This window comes from Rhodanobacter sp. sgz306013 (assembly GCF_057031145.1).
Genome location: NZ_JBXCIJ010000005.1, coordinates 247,330 through 268,096, shown reverse-complemented (window position 1 = coordinate 268,096; position 20,767 = coordinate 247,330). Strand labels below are relative to the sequence as shown.

Genomic DNA, 20,767 nt, shown 5'->3' with positions numbered 1-20,767 from the left:
ACGGCGAGCAGGCGGTCGTCGGCGTGCAGGCCGGGACGCTCGGCCATGCTGGCGAGGAAGTTGGCGACGGCGCGATGCGGGATCGCCACGCCCTTGGGCCGGCCGGTGGAGCCGGAGGTGTAGATCACGTAGGCGGTCGACGACGGATCGATGGCCAGCGCGGGCGGCGTGGCCGGCAACGCGTCCCAGCCGGCGGGCGGCGCGTCCAGTGCGATCGGCGACCGGTCCGGCAGGTCGAAGCGTGGCAGCAGCGAGACCTGCGTGAGCAGCACGGCCAGCTTCGCGTCGGCGACCATGTAGGCGAGCCGCTCGGCGGGGAAGCCGGGGTCGAGCGGCACGTAGCCGGCACCGGCCTTGAGGGTGCCGAGCAGGGCGGCAAGCATGGCGGGGCCACGTTCCAGGGCGATGCCGACGAGGTCGCCGGGACCGACGCCCTGCGCGATCAGGCCGTGGGCGATGCGGTTGGCCTGTTCGTCGAGGGTGCGGTAGCTCAGCGTCTGCTCGCCGCAGCGCAGCGCGGGGCGGTCCGGCGAAACGGCCGCCTGGCGTTCGAAGGCGCCGTGCATGGTATTCGCGGCATCGTCCCAGGCCCGCGGCGGCGGCTGCAGCGCCGCCAGTTCGCGCTGCGTGCTCGCATCGACCAGCGCCAGCGCGCCCAGCGCGCAGTCCGGATCCGCCACTGCGGCACGCAGCAGGGTCTCGTAGGCGCGCAGCCAGCAACGCACGGTGGCGGCATCGAACAGGCCGCTGTTGTATTGGCATTCCAGGCGCAGGCCGCCGTGCTCCTGCACCGCGTTGACGAATAGCTCGAAGTTCTCGTAGCGGCGCGGCACGCTGGCGAAGTCCAGCCGCAGCCCCGGGAAGGCCTCGCCTTCCTGCTCCAGCGCCTGGTCGATGTTGAAGAGCACGCTGACCAGCGGCAGGCGCGCCGGATCGCGCGCGGTGTCCAGCTGCTGCAGCAGGCTGCCGAAGGTGCAGCGCTGGTGTTCCAGCGCGTCGAGCAACTCCCCGCTCGCCGCGGCCAGCATCCGCGAGAACGGCAGCGCCGGATCGGCGCCGCAACGCAGTGGCAGCAGGTGCACGCCGTGGCCGACCAGCTGGCCCAGGCCCTGGTTGGCCTGCGCCGCGGCGGGGATGCCGAGCACCACCTCGTCCTGTCCCGCCAGCCGGCCGAGCAAGCCCGCGAAGCTGCCGAGCAGCGCGGCGAACAGGCTCGCACCGTGATGCGCCGCCAGCTGGCGCAAGGCACCGACCAGCCCGGGATCGAGCCGGTGATCCTCGCGACCGGAGGCGAAGCCGCGCCGCGGCGGCCGCGGGCGGTCGCCCGGCAGGTCCAGCGCCGGCACGGGATGCGCGTGATGGGCCACCCACCACGCCTCGTCGGCGGCGCCGGCCTGGCGACCCGCCGGGCCGGCACACTGCAGGGCGTAGTCGGCGAACGAGGGCGCCGGTGGCAACGCCGCGCCACCGGCACCGGTACGCTGCCCGTACAGCGCGCCCAGTTCGCGCACGATCACCCACCACGACCAGCCGTCGCAGACCAGGTGGTGCGCGCCGAGCAGCAGCACGTGTTCCTGCGCGTCCAGGCGCAGCAGTTCGGCGCGGAACAGCGGGCCGGTCTCCAGATCGAACGGCGTCAGCACGGCCTGCGCGCGATGCTGCTCCAGCGCGGCGGCGCGCGCGGACGCATCGAGTGCGTCCAGTTCGTCCTGCCGCACCGCGAGCGCGGCGCTGCCGGCCACGCAGAAGGTCTCGCCGTCCGGACCGAAGCTGGCGCGCAGCGCGTCGTGGCGGTCGACCAGCACCTGCAGCGCATCGAGCAGGGCCGCGCGGTCGAGCGTACCTCGCAGCGTGAGCGCCACTACTTCGTTGTAGGCCAGCGAAGCCTCCTCGCCCAGCTTCGCGGCCAGCCAGATCTCGCGCTGCGCCTCGGTACTGGGCACCACGCGTTCCAGCGCGGGACCGGCGAACGGATCGTAGTCGACGGCCGCAAGGCCGGCGTGCGCGTCCATCGGCGTGTTCATGGCTCGACCTTCATGTACTTGCCGGGCTGCGCCGGGTTGGGCACGAACCAGCACGGTCGGCCGTCGGGCTCGCGGCCCAGCCGCGCGCCGGGTACCGGCGGCCTGGCCGCGTCCATCACCGTCTGTGCCGCCGGGACGTTGCGCGGCAGGAAGCCGGCCTCCTGCAGTTCAAGCACCGATTCCTTGTACGCCTGGGTGATCTGGCGGAAATCCGCTTCGCTGTGCGCAGTGGTGAAGAAGCAGGGAAAGTTGTCCAGGATGTGCACGCCGCGGCTGCGCATCATCGCGAACAGCAGATCCTGCAGCGGGTGGTCTTCGAGGAACTGGGTGCGCCACAGCGAAGCGAACTGCTTGACCGCGATCGGCGCGCCCACCTCCACGAAGAAGCCGTTGAGCTCGTCGGCCATCGCCGCGGTACGCGCGTTGAGCCGCTCCTGCAGCGCGGGACCCTCGTGCTTCAGGTGCTCCAGCACGGCCTTCGCGGCGGCCAGCGCCAGCGGATGGCGCACGAAGGTGCCGGCGAAATAGGTGACGCCCACGGTGGGCACCGAACCGTCGCCGTACTGCCACGCGCCGCCGTCCAGCGCGTCCATGTATGCGCGCCGGCCCGCGATCGCGCCGATCGGGTAGCCGCCGCCGATCACCTTGCCGTAGGTGGCGAGGTCGGCACGGATGTCGAACAGCGCCTGGGTGCCGCCCGGGTGGCAGCGGAAGCCGGTGACGATCTCGTCGAAGATGCACAACGCGCCGCTGGCTTCGGTGATCGCGCGCACTTCGCGCAGGAACTCCACCGGGCGGAAATCCGGACGCCGGCTCTGCACTGGCTCGATCAGCACCGCGGCCAGCTCGTGCGCATGCTCGCGGATGACCTGCAGCGACTCCGGCGTACCGTAGTCGAGCACCAGCACGTGCTCGGCGGTGTTGCGCAGGATGCCCGGCGCGGCCGGTACCGCGCGCAGCTTCTTCGTGCCGCGCACGATCACTTCGTCGTTGATGCCGTGGTAGGAGCCGGTGAACAGCGCCACGGTCTCGCGCCCGGTCACCGTGCGTGCGACGCGCAGCGCGCCCAGCACCGCTTCCGAACCGGTGTTGCACAGCGCCGCGCGCTCGTGCCCGGTGACCTCGCACAGCAGCTTCGCCACCTCGCCGGCGAGCGGGTGTTGCGGGCCGATCTCGTAGCCCAGTTCCAGCTGCCTGCGTACGGACTCCAGCACGAAATCCGGCTGCCAGCCGAACAGGCTCATGCCGAAGCCGTTCAGCGCATCGACGTATTCGTTGCCGTCCAGGTCCCACAGGCGCGCACCCTTCGAGCGCTCGACCACCAGCGGGTAGACGATCTCCTTGGTCAGTGGGCGGAAGCCGCTGACCACGCGCGGGTCGGCCATGTGCGGACGATGGGCCTCGGTGTACGCCTTCGATTTCCGGGTGCGTGCCACGTAACGCTCGACGAAGCGGTCCAGCCGCGCCTGCTGGCGCGGTGACAGCTCGGCCTTGCCGGTGTCGATGCGCGCGATCGCACCGAAGGCCTTCTTCACGTCGTAGCGGGTGTGCGCCAGCGCCGTTTCTTCGTCGCCGGCGGCAGGAGCGGCTGCCGCCGTGGCGGCCGGCACCGGCACGGGCACCGGTGCCGGTGCGGCAAGCGGGGTGACAGGCGTGCCGTTGAGCAGGGCGAGTTGCTGCGCCATCAGCTGCATCTGCTGCGCGATCACCTGCTGCACGTAGCCTTCGGGCAGGGTGGCGGCGGGTACCGGCGCTTGCGGCACCGTCGCCGCAGGCGGGACCGGCGCGGGAGCGGCCGGCGCTTCCGGCGCCAGCTGCGCGTCGAGCAGCGCCGCCAGTTGCGCGAAGCTCGCGCAGTCGCCCATCAGCTGGCGGAAGCTCACCTGCACCGAGAAGGCCTTGGACAGGTGCAGCGCCACCTGGGTCAGCATCAGGCTGTCCAGCCCCAGCTCGATGAAGTGGCTGGCGGGATCGGCGTCGGCGAGGTCGAGGCCGGAGATGTCCTCGAACGCTGCTTTCAGCTGGCCGATCAGGCGGGGCCGGCGATCCATGGACGACACGGCGGGAGTAGGCATGGGCGTTCCCTCGGCAGGCGGCAGCGAGGCGGTGGGGGCGGTTGCGGGCACGGGTGCGGGTTCCCGCGATGCCGGCGCCGCCTCGACCCAGTGGCGCTGGCGCTCGAACGGATAGGTTGGCAATACCAGGCGCCGGCGGCGCGCGCGGTGGTCGAGTGCCGTCGCATCGATCGCGATGCCGCGGCACCAGGCCTCGCCAGCCGCGGCGAGCAGGCTGGCGTGCTCGGCCGCGGCGGCATCGGCCAGCGAGGCAAGCGCGTCGACGGTGCCGCGCGCCGCGCCGAGCTGCTGGCGCGCGAGCGTGCTCAGCACCGCGCGCGGGCCCACTTCGAGCAGCACGCGCGCCGGCGCGTCGAGCAGCGTCCGCAGTCCGGACGCGAAACGCACCGGTTCGCGCAACTGCCGCGCCCAGTGGCCCGGCGACATGGCGTCGCCGGGCGCGAGCGGAAGCCCGGTGACGCTGGACACGATGGGCAGCAGCGGTTCACAGCGTGCGGTCGCCGCGACCGCGGCGCGGAACGGCTCCACTGCGGCCTCCATCATCGGCGAGTGGAACGCGTGCGAGGTACGCAGCGGGCGGCAGGCGATGCCTTCGCGTTCGAGCGCAGCCTGGAAGCACGCGACCGCGGGCGACGGCCCGGCGACCACGCAGGCATCGGGCGCGTTCTCGGCCGCCAGCGCAAGGTCCTCCGGCAACCGCTCGAGGAGTGCCGCGGCGGCCAGCCGCACCGACAGCATCGCGCCGGCCGGCTGTGCCTGCATCAGCTGGCCGCGTCGCGCCACCAGCCGCGCGGCGTCGCCCGGTGCGAACACGCCGGCCAGGGTCGCCGCGGCGAATTCGCCCACGCTGTGGCCGAGCATGGCGGCGGGCGCGACGCCCAGGCTCATCCACCAGCGCCCAAGCGCGTACTCGAGCGCAAACGTGGCCGGCTGCATCACCGCGGTCGGCAGCAAGGCCTCGGCATCGTCGGTGAAGCAGCGCTCGCGCAGGTCGAAACCGAAGTCGCCGCCCAGCGCGACGGCGCATTCGTCGAAGGCGGCGCGGAACACCGGTTCGCGGCGATGCAGCTCACGGCCCATGCCGGCGTATTGCGCACCCTGGCCCGGGAACAGGAACACCACGTCGGGCGACTGCGCCGCGCGGCTGCGCGCGACCGCGGCCTTCGCGCGCAGCCGCGCGGCGGTCCCGGCGCCATCCTCGGCGACCAGCGCAAGACGATGGCCGAATGCCTTGCGGCCCGCCGCCAGCGTCCACGCCGCGTCGGCGAGGTTCAGCGCGGGGTGCGCATCGAAGTGATCGGCAAGACGCGTCGCCATCGCCGCCAGCGCGTCCGGCGTCCGCGCCGACAGCCGCAGCAGCTGCGGACCCTCGGCGGGCATCGACGCCTCCCGCGCCGGCGCTTCTTCCATCACCACGTGCGCGTTGGTCCCGCCCACGCCGAAGGAGCTCACGCCCGCACGGCGCGGCGTGGCGCCCGCCTCCCAGTCGCACAGCGCGTCGTTGACCACGAATGGCGAGGCGGCGAAATCGATCGCAGGATTCGGCGTGTGGAAATGCAGGCTCGGCGGCAGCTTCCGCTCGGCCAGCGCGAACGCGGTCTTGATCACGCCGGCGGCGCCGGCGGCGATCACCAGGTGGCCCACGTTGCTCTTCAGCGAGCCGATGCGGCAGAAGCCGGTATCCGCCGTGCCCTGGCGAAACGCGCGAGTGAGGCCTTCCAGCTCGATGGGATCGCCGATCGGCGTGGCGGTGCCGTGCGTTTCCACGTAGCTGATGCTGCGCGGCGGGACGCCCGCGCGCGCCTGCGCCTGCGCCACCACCCGCGCCTGCCCCAGGCTGCTGGGCGCCATGAAGCTGGCCTTGCCGCCGCCGTCGTTGTTCACCGCGCCGCCGCGGATCAGCGCGATCACCGGGTCGCCGTCGGCCAGCGCGTGGGACAGGGGACGCAACAGCAGCACGCCGGCGCCATCGCTGAACACCGTGCCGGCCGCCTGCGCGTCGAAGCTGCGGGTGTGGCCGTCGGGCGACAGCATGGTGCCTTCCTGGCCCAGGTAGCCGCTGCGCGGCGGGCAGGTGATCGCCACGCCGCCGGCCAGCGCCATGCCGCAGCGTCCGCCGCGCAGCGCTTCCACCGCCTCGCAGATCGCCACCAGCGAGGTAGAGCACGCGGTGTTGATGCTGAGCGTCGGGCCGGTGAGGTTGAGCCGGTGGGCGACGCGGCTGGCGACGTAGTCTTTCTCGTTGGCCAGCATCACCTGGAAAGCGCCGAACCGCGCGACGAGATCCTGCCGCGCGGCGAGGTGGTGCTGGAAGTAGGTGGCGTTGTGCATGCCGGCGAATACGCCCACCGGCACCGTCTCCGCGTCCGGCACGTGGCCGGCGCGCTCCATGCATTCCCAGCACAGTTCCAGGAACAGCCGCTGCTGCGGGTCGGTGAGCTCGGCCTCGCGGGGCGGCATGCCGAAGAACCCGGCGTCGAACCACTCCACGTCCTGGAGCACGCCACGCGCGCGCACGTAGGCGGGGTCGCCGCGCAGCGAGGCGGGGATCGACGCATCCAGCTCGCCGTCGGCAAAGTACGTGATCGACTCGCGTCCCGCGCAGAGGTTGTCCCAGAACGCCTCCACGCTGGCGGCGCCGGGGAAGCGCCCGGCCATGCCGATGATGGCGATGGGCTCCTCGCCGCCGTGCGCCGCCGCGTCCGGCGCCAGCGCCGCATCCGGTGCCTGCAGCGCGCGGGCGACGCCGGCGGGCGTGGGCGTGTCGAAGAACGCGGCGGGCGTGGGCGCCATGCCGCACTGTTCGCGAATGCGCAGCAGCACTTGCAACGCCAGCAGCGAGCTGCCGCCGAACTCGAAGAAGTGGTCGTTGCGGCCGACCTCGTCGATCGCCAGCACCTCGGCAAAGGCACGGCACGCGGCGGCTTCCAGCGCGCCCTGCGGAGGCACGCAGGGCTGCGCCCATTCGGGGCGGCTGCGATCCGGCGCGGGCAGCGCATTTCGGTCGAGTTTGCCGTTGCGGGTGACCGGCAGCGATGCCAGCAGCAGGCAGCGCGCCGGCACCATGTAGTCGGGCAGGTGCCGGCCGAGTTGCGCGCGCAGCGCGGAGGCGCTCGGGGCCCCGTCGGCCACGACATAGGCCACCAGTTGCCGTTGGCCCGGTCGGTTCTCGCGCGCCAGTACCGCGCAGGCGCGCACGCCGTCGATCGAGCGCAGCGCGGCCTCGATTTCGCCCAGCTCGATGCGGTGGCCGTGGATCTTCACCTGGTCGTCCAGCCGCCCGGCGAACTCCACCACGCCCTCGGGCAGCCAGCGCGCACGGTCGCCAGTGCGGTACATGCGCTCGCCGCTCGCCGGGTTGGTGACAAAGCGTTCGCCGGTGAGCCGCGGCTGGCCGCGGTAGCCGCGGGCCAGGCCCGCGCCGCCGATGTACAGCTCGCCGACCACGCCCACCGGCACCGGGTCGCCGCGGGCGTTGAGCACGTGCAACGTGGTATCGGCGATCGGACGGCCGATCGGGATCGAGCGCAGCTGCGCGGACAGGTCGCGCGGGATGGCCCAGGTCGCCGCGAAGGTGGTGCATTCGGTCGGGCCGTAGCCGTTGATGATGGCGGTGTCCGGAAGTGCCGCGAGGGCGCGCCGCACATGCGGTACCGACAAGGCTTCGCCGCCGATCAGCAACTGCCGCAACCCGGTGAGCCGGGATGGATCCTCGTCCACCACCGCGTTGAACAGCGCGGCCGTGAGCCAGGCGATGCGCACCCGATGCGCGGTGATGGTGGCGCCGAGACCGCGCGCGCTGGGCACACGCTCGTCGTGGATCACGCAGGTGCCCCCGTTCAGCAACGCGGCCCAGATTTCGAAGGTGGATGCGTCGAAGCCCAGCGGCGCGGCGTGCAGCACGCGCGGTTGCCCGCCGAGGTCGACGTAATGCACCTCGCGCACCAGCCGGATGATGCCGCGATGCGCGATTTCCACGCCCTTGGGCGTGCCGGTCGAACCGGAGGTGTACATCACGTAGGCCAGGGCGTCGCCGGCGGTTTCCGGAGGCGTCATGTCGCCGACCGTCTGTTCCAGCTGCGCCACCGTCAGCAGCGGCACCCCGGGCCCGACCGGCGGCGCGGCCTGTGCATCGCCGATCGCCAGCGCGGCGCCGGCGTCCGCGACGATGCGGGCCAGCCGCTCCGGCGGGTCGTTCGGGTCGAGCGGGAGATATGCCGCGCCCGCCTTGAGGATGCCGAGCATGGCGGCGATGGCGTCGGCCGAGCGGTCGAGCAGCATGGCCACCACGGAGCCGGCCTTCGCGCCTGCAGCGGCGAGGCCGGTGGCGATGCGCGTGGCGCGCTGGTCCAGTTCGGCGTAGCTCGTCTCGCCGCCGTTCCAGGCGAGGGCAGGGGCCGTGGCGTGGCTGCGCGCGATTTCCGCGAACAAGCCATGCACGGTGTCCGCCGGCTGGCGCGATCCGGCAGTGGCGTTCCAGGCCGTGTCGATGCACTGCCGTTCCTGCGGATCGCAGGCTGTCACCGCTTCCAGTCGTTCCGCCGAGGCCAGTCCGGCGAGCACGCGACGCATGCATGCAACCAGCAGCGTAGCCGCCGCCGGGTCGAACACCGCAAGGTCGTGACGCAGGCGCAGGCTGGCCGATGCGCCCGTCGTGATCGACCAGGCGAGCGGCACCCGGGCCAACGCCTCCTGCTGCCATGCGCCGATCGGGCTGGGTTCGGCGTCTGCCTGCAGCGGCGCGGCGGCACAGGCACGCAGCCAATCGTCGACGCCGGCACGCGCCGGCACGGCGATCATGCGGACTGCCGGCGGTGCCGGTTCCGGCATCGCAAGCCCGACGGCGCCCCGTCCGGTGAGGCGTGCTTCCAGCAGGGCGAGGGCGGCCTGGTAGAGGCTGGGCGGATCGATTCCGGCCCGTGCGGCGCGGCGCTCCAGCGCGGCCGGGAGCGACGGATCCAGCGGCCATGCCGTGTCGGCGACGCCGGTGCCGCGTGGGCCGACGTAGGGGAGGGCCTCCGGCAATCCCGGCGATGCGTCCGACACGGCGAGGGCGTGTTCGTTGCCCATGGCGGTCACGACGAACGGGCGAGCGCGTACGGCCCGCGGTCCGGTTGCGGCAATGGAACGCCGGCGACGCGCGCGCGGCAACGGCGCAGCAGGGCAGCGGCACGGAAACCGGCCAGCAGGCCGGCATCCAGCCAGCGGTTGTGGCCGACCGGCGGCGGCTCCACGCCCCACGCGCGCAGCCGCTCGTGCGCCCGGTGCAGCAGCGCGTCGCGGCGCGTGGCGTCGGTGTAGTAGGTGCAGCTGATCGTCACCGATGGCCCGTCGCCGTTCTCCACCATGTGCGGGCTGGTGGAGGGCATGTAGGCGCCGTCGCCGGGTTCGAGGTGGAACACCCGTGCCCGCGCACGCAGCGACTCGTCCCAGCGCAGCCGATCGCGGCTGTGGGTGGCGTGGAACAGGTCGCGCGCCTGTTCGCTGGCGGCCACGGTGTCGCGCGGGTCCCACACGTACAGTGTCTTGCGGCCGTGGACCTGCAGGATGAAGTTGTGTTCCTTGTCGAAGTGGTATGGCGTGACCGTGCGCGGCGAGGTGACGAAGATCCAGCCGCCTCGGTAGCACATGCCCGGGTCGCGGCGTGCGATGCCGGGGGCGATGCTGTCCAGCACTTCGTCGACGAGGGTGCGGTAAAGCGGGTCGGTCTGCACGTTCAGCAGCGACATCCAGGCCTTCGCCTCGGCGATGCCGGCCAGGGTGGCGACCGTGCCTGTCCGATTGGGATGCATCCGCGGGGCGTTGTTGAACGGCGTACCCGCGGTGGCGTCATTGCTGTGCGTGCGCACGCAGCCGCGGGCATCGAGGCGTGCGCCCAGTTCCACCAGCGCGTCCATCTGCAGCAGCGGATGCTGCATCAGTCGATGGCGCACCGGAGTGACCGCCCAGGGATCGAACGCATCCCAATCGATCTGCAGCAGGCCGGTTTGCGGGCTCATGGACGTTCCCTCGCCCGGTGCATGTCGACGTGGCGATCTCGCCTTGTGCGAAGGGCGGGTGTTGCGCAGAATGCCGGCGCGGAAGCAAGGGGGCTGCACCGATGGGGATGTCCGACACCGTCTTCGACGATCGCTACGAGACGGTCGAGGGCCACCTCGAACGGGATCGCAACACCGTGATCGGCCTCTGGCGTGGCCAGATCGGCTGGCAGGACCAGCTGGATCGGATGTACGACGTGTTCTACCTGGGCTGCCCGTTCGGGCGACCGCGGCTGCATTTGCTGCGCCATCGTGCCAGCGGCGAGATCGTGGGCACGGTCGGCGTCGGACCGCGGCCCATGCTGTGGCAGGGGCGCGAGCTGCTGGTTGGCGTCTCCAGCCATTTCGTGGTGCTGCCTGCGCACCGCTCGCTCAAGCCTGCGATGCGGCTGGCCCGAGCCATGATCGCAAGCTGCCGGGAGCATTTCGCGTTCGGCTAAGCCATGACCAACTCCAGCGGCGGCGCGATCTGCAGCCGCGTGGATTTCACGGTGCCCGCGCAACTGTTCCGGCACGTGCGGGTGCCGCACTACCGACGCTACATGGCACGCGTGCTGCCGGGACCGCTCGGGCACGCCGGCGGCGTGCTGCTGGACGGCGCGCTCGCCCCGGGTCGGCATCTGCCCCTGCGGGGGCGCCGCGCCGCCTTCCACGTGGCCTGGTCGGATGCCGTCGATCCGCGCATGCAGACGCTGTGGGAGCAGTCCGAACATGGCCAGGGCCTGTGCACCCTGCGCAGCACGCGGATGTTCGAATGGCGTTTCCTCGGGTTGCCCGCGGTACGCCGCCGCTTCCTGCTGGTCTCTCCGGCACCGGGCGCGCCGCTGCTGGCCTGGTTTGCCTGCGAGACCAATGCGCATGCGGCCGGGCTCATGACCGTGACCGACGCCTGGTTCGCGGGTGGCGTGCGCGCGGCCGATCGCCGTGCGATCCGCGAACTGTGCCGGATGGGTTACGAAGCCGGTTACGACGCTATCCAGCTGCGCCTGACCGCCGCGCAGCCGGTGCTCGATGCGTGGCGCGCCGAGGGTTTCGTCACGCGCGGGCAGCGACCGTTCTTCGTGCACGGCACGGAAGCGGGCCACGACGGTGATGTCGGCATCGGCCTGCACATCACCGACATCGAACAGGATGGCTGAAGGGCGCTTGCGCACTGCCGGCATCTCCACCGCTGCACTCATCCCGTATACGGCCTGGGGTAGCCGGATACCGGAAGGTCGGACACCGGTGGCGGCCGCAGCGTCGGCTGCTGCACGCTGCCGCCGTTCACCGTGAAGCTGAGCACCCCGTGCACGCTGCTTACGAAGGATCCGCCCTGGGTCACCGTGATGGTCTGCTGGTTGCCGCTGGTCGCGACGGTCACGGTGTAGCCGGCCGAGGGAGCCAGGTCGGTGATCACGTGCAGCGCGGCGAGGTTGTCGACGGTGTAGCCGATCGTGCCGCTCAGCGGCGTGCCTGCTGCGCCGGTGCTGCTGACCACCACCGCGTTGCCGTCGGGCGCCGCCAGCTGCACGCCGAGGATGCCGCCCTGGACGACGGCCACCGGTTTCGCGCTGGCCACCGAGGATGACGCGGTGGACAGGTCGAACACGGTAAGCCACTGCTGGCTGGCGCCTGCGACCGGCGAGCGCACCTGTACCTGCCAGGCCTTGGTCGGGTTGCTGGACGGGTACATCGCCAGGGTGGACAGCGTGGCCTTCTGCGGCAGCACGGTGGTCATCGCGCCGGCGTAGCTGCCGCCGTAAGTGACATCCAGGCGATTGCCGCCGCTGGAGTTCGTGCTGGCGGTCGGGTTGGCCGGGAAATGCCAGGCCAGGTACTGGTCGTAGCTGGCACTGCCCGCCGTGGTGCGGTCGTAGACCACGAAGCGGTCGGGCCGCACGTACACGATCTCGCGCGACCAGTTGGTCACGGCCGGGCCGGCGGCAAAGCTGCGGTACATGTCCTGCAGGCCGGTCGCCAGCATGTAGACGTAGCTGCTGCCGTCCTCGAACGCGGCCATCTTGGTGGTGGCCTGGTTGCTTTCGGTGGTGCTGGCGAACTGTCCGTACTGCTCTGCCGGTGCGCCGTTGCTGAGGTTGCGCACGTAGAAGATGTTGTAGATCTGGCGGTTGCCCGAGTACGCGTTGCCGCTGCTGAAGCTGCCGAAGTTGTCGGTATAGACCAGGTTCTCGTCGGCGGTGCCGTTGGGGTTGTGCACCAGCCAGCCGCTGGCGTTGAGCAGCAGTGGCGTGCCGCCACGCACCAGGGCCAGGCTGCCCTGGTCGAAGTATTCCTCGCCCTGCCCGGGGTTGTTGGCATAGGGCGCGGCGCGGAAAGACATCCAGGCGGCGCTGTTGCCCCAGTCCGAGCGCGCCGCGACCGCGTCCAGGCCCGGCGCGAAATAGGACAGCGGCAAGCCGCTCACCGGCGCCGTGGTGCCGGCCGGATCCAGCGACAGGAAGCGCAGCCATTCGTCCGCGTAGCCATAGCCGCTGGTGGCTGCGTCCACGTCGGCGAGGTACTGGCGGAAGATCGCGGTGTGCGGCGAGCCCCAGTAGTCGAGTGCGCCGAGCAGCTGCTGGAACAGGCCTACCTGGGTCGTGCCCGGAGGCTGGCTGTCGGAGTTCGAGTGGTTGGTGTCGCGGTCATCGAAATAGGCGCGCGAGGGCCAGGTGAAGTGCATCGCGTACTCGGCGCTGTCCGTCGGATAGCTGTACGGCGCACTGGCGTGCACCAGATCCTGGCCGGTGGCGGTCTTCACCTCGCGCAGGGGCAAGGTCATGTTGAGGATGCCCAGCGGCGCGTAGTTGGCGTAGCCCTCCGGCCAGCCGCCGCCCAGCATGTGCTGCTGGTAGTACGGTTGCACGCGCTTGGCGAACTGGTTGTTCAGCCAGTCGTCCCACTCCGCCGGCCCCGAGGGATTCTCGTCGTAGGTGGCCAGCGCGATGGCGGCCTTGGCGTGGAAATAGCCCGCGTAGTAATTGCTCTGCGGGTGCGCGTACTCGAAATCCGCGCAACCGTTCGGCGCTTCCCAGGCGGTGATCCAGGCATTCGCGGTAGTGTAGACCTGCGTGCGTTGCGCCGCCGTCAGCAAGTCGTAGACCCAGTCATAGCCCAAGCCCATGCCCACCCCGTAGAAGCGGATGCCATAGCCGCTGTCGGTGCAGGGCGGCTGGCCCTGGCTGCCGGGGGCGGACATCTTCATCAGGATGTCCACGGCCTTGGCGCCGTAGCCGGCGGCCGCCGAGGCATTGCTGGTCTTGAGCACCTGGTAGCACATGCCCTCGGCCAGCAGCGCGGGAACATAGTCGCTGCCCTGGTAGCCCTGGCCGATATTGGGCAGGTTCGGATAGGCGTTGCCCGAGGGGTATTCGACCGTGCCGCCGATGTAGGAGTCGCACTTGGCCTTCAGCGCCGTCCATTGCGGGTTGGAGGAGGTGGCCCGCTGACGCAGCGCCGCGAGCGTGGTGGCGTCCAGGATCAGGCGCGGATGCGGCGCCAGCGTCACGGTGGCCAGCGCCCGCACCGCGAAGGCGGCGGGTGCAGGCGCGCCGTGCGTCGTCGTCCTGGTGTCCACCAGGGCCAGCACGTGCGAGGGCTTGCAGGGAGCGGCGCCGGCCTCGCAAGGCAGCACCTGGTGCATCCACGCCAGGCGCTCCGAGGGTAGTTGCACGGTGGCTGCGGCATCCAGCGCGGCTGGCGCCGCCCGCATCACCGGCACGACAGGCGCGGATTGCACGGCCGCCGCTGCGACGCGAGCCGGTGCGGGGGCGGGGATGGCGTCCGGTTCCGCTGCCCGCACCGCGGCTGGCGCCGAGATGGGGCCCTCCGGCGGCAGCGCGGTGCGTTGGTTGCGGGTGCGCACGATCGCCTGCGCCATCACCACGGCTGCCAGCAGGGCGGCGACTGCGGCCAGCATCGCGCGCCAACGCCAACGCCAGCGGCGGGGCATGGCGGGTTCCCGCCCGAGCGGGACGGAAGTATCCGGATGACCCGGCAAGCTTCGGCTCGGCATGGCGAATCCTCGGATCAGATGGGCCCGCCAGGCCGCCCCCGGCGGAAGCTCCCGGTCAGCGCGCGCCTCGACGGAACAACACCACCTCGACCGTCTGGATCAGTATCAGCAGGTCGAACAGCAGGTTGTTGTTCTTGACGTAGTAGAGGTCGTATTTGAGCTTCTCGGCGGCGTCGTCCTCCGACGCACCGTAGGCGTAGCGCAGCTGCGCCCACCCGGCCAGGCCGGGTTTGAGGCAGTGGCGCAGGTTGTAGTAGTGGATCTTCTGCGCCAGGTCGGCGACGAATTGCGGCCGCTCGGGCCGCGGGCCGATGAAGCTCATCTCGCCCTTCAGCACGTTCCACAACTGCGGCAGCTCGTCCAGCCGCACCTTGCGGATGAAGCGGCCGACGCGGGTCACGCGGTGGTCGTCCTTGGCCGCCCAGCGCGCCACGCCGTCGCGTTCGGCATCCGTGCGCATGCTGCGGAACTTGATCAGCCAGAAGGTGCGGCCGCGCACGCCTACGCGTTCCTGCCGGTACAGGATGGGCTGGCCCGGGCCGGATTCGAGGCGGATCGCCAGTGCCGTGAGCAGCATCAGCGGCCAGGTCAGCGCCAGCACCAGCAGCGCCGCGGCGAGGTCGAAGCAGCGCTTGCTGAGCCGGCGCATGGGAGAGGCGTAGAAGCCGCCCGAGTAGACCAGCCAGGAGGGGTAGGTCAGCGACAGCTGCACGCGGCCGGACTCGCGCTCGAAGAAGGTGGTGAGGTCGGTTACCTCGATGCCCAGCTGCCGGCACTCGAGCAGCTCGTCCATCATCAGGCTGCCGCGACGGTCGTCGACGCCGACCACGATCTCGTCGATGCCGTGGCGTTCGGCCCAGACGTCCAGCGGCGCATCGGGCGTGACCAGCAATTCCGCGGGCACGTCGACGGCCTCGCCCGGCCGGGGCACGAAACCGACCACGACGAAGCCGCGCCGGTCGGAGCGGCGACGCATGCGGTTGTGGATCTGCGAAGCGCGGGTGCCGCCGCCGAGGACCAGGATGCGCCGCTTGAACGCTTCCACTTCGACCAGCTGAAGGAACGCCGCGCGGAACGCGGTGACCGCCACGAAGCCGAGCGCCAGCGCGATGCCCAGCACGCCACGGCCGACATAGGCCTTCGGCAGCACGTAATAGGCCACGACCAGGCCCAAGCCGCCAAGCGCGAAGCCGACCGCCTGGCGCGCCAGCAGGCCGAACCAGGTCGCGCGCATGTGCGCCTGATACTGGCCCATCGCCGCAAGGCCCAGCATCAGCACCCACGCGAACATCAACGAACGCGCAGGCAGGTGGCTCAGCTCGTCGATGCTGCCGAAGCGCAGCCAGATGGCGGCGCTGAGCGACGCGCAAAGCAAAAGCATTTCGGCCACGGCCAGCAGAAGCAGCCAGCGCGTGGACTGTCGGTGCATGAACCGCAACATCCCTCTACCCCCTTCCCCGGCATCCGGTGCCGGCGGGGGTGGAAGATTAGCAACGCGGCGAGCCGCTGTCCATAACATTTACATGACTGTTACGCAAGACACATTTTGCGAAATGAATCACAAAATGAAACATCGTCACCGGTGGGTCGCCCGCCAACCCGGAATCCCCTGCCGCGGGCGCGCTCCCGGATCGCGGTCGCCGCATGGACGGATCCCCGACGGGCGCGCACGGCGAATGCCCGGCCGCCGGCTTCGAGGGGGTTGGGAGCGGCTCAGCTGCGGCGAGTTGGGCTCGCAGGCGGCGGCGGTGACGGGCCCGTCCCGGCGGGGTGCCGGGCGGGCACAGGCTCACGGAGTGGGCTGCTGCGCGATGAAGCCCAGGTACCACGGCATCGCCTCACCTAGGCCCTGGACCAGGGTGTGGGTGGGCGCGTAGCCCAGCCGCGTGGCGGCGCGGCTGATGTCGGCCAGCGAATGGCGCACGTCGCCCGCGCGGAACTCGCGGTGGACGGGGGGGTGATCGTAGCGCACCCGCTCGGCCGCAAGCTGCTGCACCAGTCCCTCGAACAGCTGGTTGAGGCTGGTGCGCTGCCCTACCGCCACGTTGTAGATCAGGTCGCGGTCCCCGTCCGAGGCCAGCGCGGCGAGCAGGTTCGCCTGCACCGCGTTGGCCACGTGGCAGAAGTCGCGCGTGGTCTCGCCGTCGCCGTTGATGAACACGTTGTCGCCGCGGATCATGGTGGCAATCCATTGCGGGATCACCGCGGCGTAGGCGCCTTCCGGATCCTGCCGGCGACCGAACACGTTGAAGTAGCGCAGGCCGATCGACTTGAAGCCGTAACAGCGCGCGAACACCTCGGCGTAGATTTCGTCGAACAGCTTGGTCGCCGCATAGGGCGACAGCGCGCGGCCGATGCGGTCCTCGACCTTGGGCAGGCTGGGTTCGTCGCCGTAGGTGGAGCTGGAGGCGGCGTAGGTGAAGCTGGCCACGCCGGCGTCGCGCGCGGCCACCAGCATGTTGATGAAGCCTGTGGCGTTGGCCGCATGGGTGGCCAGCGGATCCTCGATCGAGCGTGGCACCGAGCCCAGCGCGGCCTGGTGCAGCACGTGGCGCACGCCGGCGCAGGCGGTGCGGCAGTCGGCGATCTCGCGGATGTCGCCCTCGATGAAGCGGAAGCGGGACCAGGCCGCGGAGCCGACCAGTTGCTCAACCTCGTCGAGGTTGCGCCGGTGGCCGGTGGCGAAGTTGTCCAGGCCCACCACGTGCTGGCCCAGGCCCAGCAGCGCCTCGACCAGGTTGGAGCCGATGAAGCCGGCGGCGCCGGTGACCAGCCAGGTGCCCGATTCGGCGCGCACGCGTGCCTGCAGGTCGGCCGGCAGCAGGGTGTCGAGCATCGCCATCACAGCCTCCCGTCCACTGCCTCGCGGGGCAGCACGTATTTCACGTCGTAGACGACGGATTGCGGTTTGCCGTAGGCGCGCACGCCCGCGGCGCCCAGCGCGACGAACTGGCGGTGGCCGACGGCCACGATCACCGCGTCGTAGGCGCCGGTGGCCGGCTCGGCCAGCGGGGCGAGGCCGTATTCGTGCTCGGCCTCGGCGGCATCCACCCACGGGTCGTGCACGTCGACCTGTGCGTTGTAACCGCGCAGCGCGTGCACGATGTCGACCACGCGGGTGTTGCGCAGGTCCGGGCAGTTCTCCTTGAACGCCAGGCCCAGCAGCAGCACGCGGGCGTTCACCGGGTTGATGCCCTTGCGCACCATCAGCCGGATCACCTCGCCGGCGATGTACGGGCCCATGCCGTCGTTGGTGCGCCGGCCGGCGAGGATCACGTCGGGGTGGTGGCCCACTTCCTGCGCCTTGTGGGTGAGGTAGTAGGGGTCCACGCTGATGCAGTGGCCACCGACCAGGCCGGGGCGGAACGGCAGGAAGTTCCACTTGGTGCCGGCGGCCTGCAGCACCTCCAGGGTGTCGATGCCGAGCTTGTTGAACAGGATGGCGAGGTCGTTGACCAGGGCGATGTTGAGGTCGCGCTGGGTGTTCTCGATCACCTTGGCCGCCTCGGCCACCTTGATCGAGCTGGCCTGGTGCGTGCCGGCGGTGATGATCGAGCCATACAGGCGGTTGACGAAATCGGCAACCTCGGGCGTGGAGCCGGAGGTGACCTTGAGGATGCCGGTGACGCGGTGCTGCTTGTCGCCGGGATTGATCCGCTCGGGGCTGTAGCCGGCGTAGAAGTCGCGGTTGAACACCAGGCCGGAGCCCTGTTCCAGCAGCGGCACGCAGACCTCTTCGGTGCAGCCGGGGTAGACCGTGGACTCGTACACCACGATGTCGCCGCGCTTGAGCACCTTGCCCAGCATCTGGCTGGCCTTCACCAGCGGGGTGAGGTCGGGCCGCTTGGCGGCATCGATCGGCGTGGGCACGGTGACGATGTAGACGTCGCACGTGCGCAGCTCGTCCGGCGTGGCGGAGAACCTCAGCCGCTTCGCGGCGGCCAGTTCGTCGGCATCCACTTCCAGCGTCCGGTCCTCGCCGGCGCGCAATTCTTCGATGCGCGTCCGGTTGATGTCGAAGCCGAGCGTGTCGTGGTGCTTGCCGAATTCCACCGCCAGCGGCAGGCCGACGTAGCCCAGGCCGATGATGGCGATCTTGCTGTCTTCCGGATTCCGCATGCGGGCGTCCTTGGGATCTGCTGGCTGGCACGCGGCTGCCTCGGGGCGGCCGCTACGGATGGCGGCGGTCGCGCCGCCGCGGTCGCGGACGGATCCGCGGGCCGCAGGTGCGGGATCGTGCGCTCGAAAGTTGACGCTGGCGCTCCCGCTCGACCTATCGTAGCGGCTGCTCCGTCCTGTCGCATAGCGCGCACGGTCGCCGTCGTGGCTGCGTTCAGGCCGGCAGCCGCCCGCGCAGCCAGTGCTCCAGCGCCGCATCCGTCGCCGCCAGCGGTTCGGCGCTGGCCGAGCGCTGCAGCATGTCCGCCAGCGCGGGCGGCACGTCGACGGCATGCCCGAGCACCGGCTCGACCACCTGCTCGAACTTCGCCGGGTGCGCGGTGGCGACCACGGCCCACGCCTGCGCGTCCCCGCTTTCGCGCAGGCGGTCGAGCACATGCACGGCGGTCGCCGTGTGCGGGCAGAACACTTCGCCATGCTCGCGCGCGTGCGCGGCAAGCGTGTGACGGATGCCGGCGTCGTCAACGCCCTGCGCATGCAGGGCATGGCGCAGCGCCCGGTCGTCGTCGCCGAAACTCCAGCGCAGGCGCTCGAAGTTGCTGGGCGCCCCCACGTCCATCGCGTTGGCCAGCGTGGCCACCGCCTCGCGCGGCGCGTAGTCGCGGCCCGAGAAGAATTCGGGCAGGGTGGCGTTGGCATTGCAGGCCAGCCGCAGCTCGCCCACCGGCAGGCCCAGCGCGCGCACCCACAGGCAGGCCAGCGCATTGCCGAGGTTGCCCGTGGGCACGATGAAGTTCAGTGGCGCGCCATGCGCGTGCCAGAAGCCCAGCGCGGCGTGCGCGTAATAGCTCATCTGCGGCAGCAGGCGGCCGAGGCTGATGCTGTTGGCGGAACTGAGCGGCACGTCGCGCTGCAGTTCCGCGTTGTTGAGCGCGGCCTTCACCATGCGCTGGCAGTCGTCGAAGCGGCCGGCCACGCGCAGCGCCTGCACGTTGCCGCCGAAGCAGCCGAGCTGATGCGCTTGCCGCGGCGAGACCAGGCCATCCGGATACAGAATCACCACGCGCACGTTCGGCTGGCGATGGAACGCCGCACCCACCGCCGCACCGGTGTCGCCCGAGGTGGCGACGAGGATGGTCAGCGGCCGTGCGTCCGCCCGCGGCAGCCGGCGCAGGCAGGCGGCGAGAAAACGCGCGCCCACGTCCTTGAATGCTGCGGTGGGGCCGTGGAACAGCTCCAGCACCTGGGCGCTGCGGGACCGTAGCGGGCGCAGCGGCACGGGGAAATCCAGCGCCTCGGCACAGATCGCGGAAAGCTCGGAAGCCAGCGGATCGCCCGCGAAGAACGGGGCGAGCAAGGTGGCGGCGGTATCCGCCAGCGTGCCAGCCGGGTCGAAGTCGGCGGCAGCCAGGGTGGGCAGCCGCTCCGGCACGTACAGGCCGCCATCGGGTGCGAGGCCGGTGGCGATAGCCGCACTCAGGGTGGCGGCCGGCGCGCGGCCGCGGGTGCTCGGGTACCGCAAGCGCTCACTCATGGCCGGCCTTCGCCGCGTCGTCGAGCAACTCGGCGGCAGGTCCGTCGATCGGTGCGACGTAGGCATCGCTGTCCAGGCCAGCCTCGGCAAACGCCGCCTGCATCGCGACGGAAGCCGCCGCGGCCTCCGCGCGGCCCTCGAACCAGCCGAACACGCTGGGGCCGCCTCCGGAAATGCTTGCTCCCAGCGCGCGATGATCGAGCGCCGCCTGCTTCACGCGCGCGAAATTCGGCACCAGCGCTGCACGCCGGGGCTCCACCAGCACGTCTTTGAGGCCTTCGCGCACCAGCGCGGCATCGCCGCGGAAACAGCCGGCAAGCAGCAGCGACAGGTTCGCGCTCTGCGCCACGAACTCGCGCAGCTCGTAGGCTCCGGCCAGCGCGGCGCGGGACTTGCGCGTCTCGAGCACGTAATGCGGATGGACCAGGGCGCAGTGCCAGTCGGCAGGCACCGGGATGCGCAGCACGCGCTCGTGGGTGGCCAGTGCGAGTCCGCCGAGCAGTTGCGGCCCCACGTTGTCGCCGTGGCGGCCGCCGCTGGCCACCGACTCGCCGTCCATCGCGAAGCCATACAGCGCCTCGCGCGGCAGCGGCCGTTCCAGCAGCGCGTTCGCGGCCACCAGGGCGGCCACGCAGGAGGCCGCGGAACCGGCCATGCCCGAGCCCAGCGCGATGCCCTTGTGCAGCACGAGTTCGAAACCGTGCTGCAGGCCCAGCGCCTTGCGCAGGGCAAGCAGGGCGGCGCCGGCGGTGTTCGCGGCCGCGTCGAGTGGCAGCTCGCGGATCACGCCGTGGATCGCCGCGATGCGCACGACCGGTTCGTCGATGCGGCGCACCTCCGCGCGGTCGCCGGCACCGGCCATGCTGTGGCCGAGGATGTCGAACCCTACGCCGACGTTGCCCACGCAGGCGGGCGCGAAGGCGGCGGCGTGGGCTGGGCGGTGCGATCGTACGCTCATGGGTTCCTGCAGCGGGGCTAGG

The 20,767-nt window shown here is 71.2% G+C and carries 11 protein-coding genes; 2 read left to right on the top strand and 9 right to left on the bottom strand.

Annotation, left to right across the window (positions count from 1 at the left end; genetic code table 11):
* The 3 genes from AC2EWF_RS17520 to AC2EWF_RS17510 all read right to left on the bottom strand — a co-directional run.
* Window positions 1–2,024: condensation domain-containing protein (locus tag AC2EWF_RS17520; protein ID WP_483640676.1), on the bottom strand; the 2,024-nt coding region annotated here is incomplete at its 3' end.
* Entirely contained in the window at window positions 2,021–9,169 is a 7,149-nt protein-coding gene (locus AC2EWF_RS17515; RefSeq protein ID WP_483640675.1) for an amino acid adenylation domain-containing protein, read from the bottom strand. The genes AC2EWF_RS17520 and AC2EWF_RS17515, both read right to left, overlap by 4 nt.
* Before the next feature lie 5 nt (window positions 9,170–9,174).
* Window positions 9,175–10,098 carry a cupin-like domain-containing protein gene (locus tag AC2EWF_RS17510; protein ID WP_483640674.1) on the bottom strand — a complete coding sequence of 308 codons (924 nt, stop codon included), beginning with the start codon at window positions 10,096–10,098 and terminating at the stop codon, window positions 9,175–9,177.
* A gap of 107 nt (window positions 10,099–10,205) precedes the next feature.
* Here AC2EWF_RS17510 and AC2EWF_RS17505 point away from each other — a divergent pair, with 107 nt between their 5' ends.
* The gene (locus AC2EWF_RS17505; protein WP_483640673.1) at window positions 10,206–10,577 is read left to right on the top strand and encodes a hypothetical protein; all 372 of its coding nucleotides are present in this window, start codon (window positions 10,206–10,208) and stop codon (window positions 10,575–10,577) included.
* 3 nt (window positions 10,578–10,580) lie between these two features.
* Complete coding sequence (locus AC2EWF_RS17500; protein WP_483640672.1) at window positions 10,581–11,276, top strand: hypothetical protein; 696 nt, start codon at window positions 10,581–10,583, stop codon at window positions 11,274–11,276.
* Between the two features lie 38 nt (window positions 11,277–11,314).
* Here AC2EWF_RS17500 and AC2EWF_RS17495 read toward each other — a convergent pair whose 3' ends face one another.
* The 6 genes from AC2EWF_RS17495 to AC2EWF_RS17470 all read right to left on the bottom strand — a co-directional run bounded on the left by AC2EWF_RS17495 (window position 11,315) and on the right by AC2EWF_RS17470 (window position 20,745).
* Window positions 11,315–14,071, bottom strand: a complete 2,757-nt coding sequence (locus tag AC2EWF_RS17495) for a hypothetical protein (RefSeq protein ID WP_483640671.1) — start codon at window positions 14,069–14,071, stop codon at window positions 11,315–11,317.
* Between the two features lie 118 nt (window positions 14,072–14,189).
* A complete protein-coding gene (locus AC2EWF_RS17490) occupies window positions 14,190–15,563 on the bottom strand; it encodes a TIGR03013 family XrtA/PEP-CTERM system glycosyltransferase (RefSeq protein WP_483640670.1) in 1,374 nt (457 codons plus the stop codon).
* 360 nt (window positions 15,564–15,923) lie between these two features.
* Complete coding sequence (locus tag AC2EWF_RS17485; protein ID WP_483640669.1) at window positions 15,924–16,976, bottom strand: SDR family oxidoreductase; 1,053 nt, start codon at window positions 16,974–16,976, stop codon at window positions 15,924–15,926.
* Window positions 16,976–18,253 carry a Vi polysaccharide biosynthesis UDP-N-acetylglucosamine C-6 dehydrogenase TviB gene (gene tviB / locus AC2EWF_RS17480; RefSeq protein WP_483640668.1) on the bottom strand — a complete coding sequence of 426 codons (1,278 nt, stop codon included), beginning with the start codon at window positions 18,251–18,253 and terminating at the stop codon, window positions 16,976–16,978. Before tviB ends, AC2EWF_RS17485 begins: the two co-directional genes overlap by 1 nt.
* Before the next feature lie 214 nt (window positions 18,254–18,467).
* Complete coding sequence (gene thrC, locus AC2EWF_RS17475; protein ID WP_483640667.1) at window positions 18,468–19,787, bottom strand: threonine synthase; 1,320 nt, start codon at window positions 19,785–19,787, stop codon at window positions 18,468–18,470.
* The gene (locus AC2EWF_RS17470) at window positions 19,780–20,745 is read right to left on the bottom strand and encodes a homoserine kinase (RefSeq protein WP_483640666.1); all 966 of its coding nucleotides are present in this window, start codon (window positions 20,743–20,745) and stop codon (window positions 19,780–19,782) included. Before AC2EWF_RS17470 ends, thrC begins: the two co-directional genes overlap by 8 nt.
* Window positions 20,746–20,767: the final 22 nt, after the last annotated feature.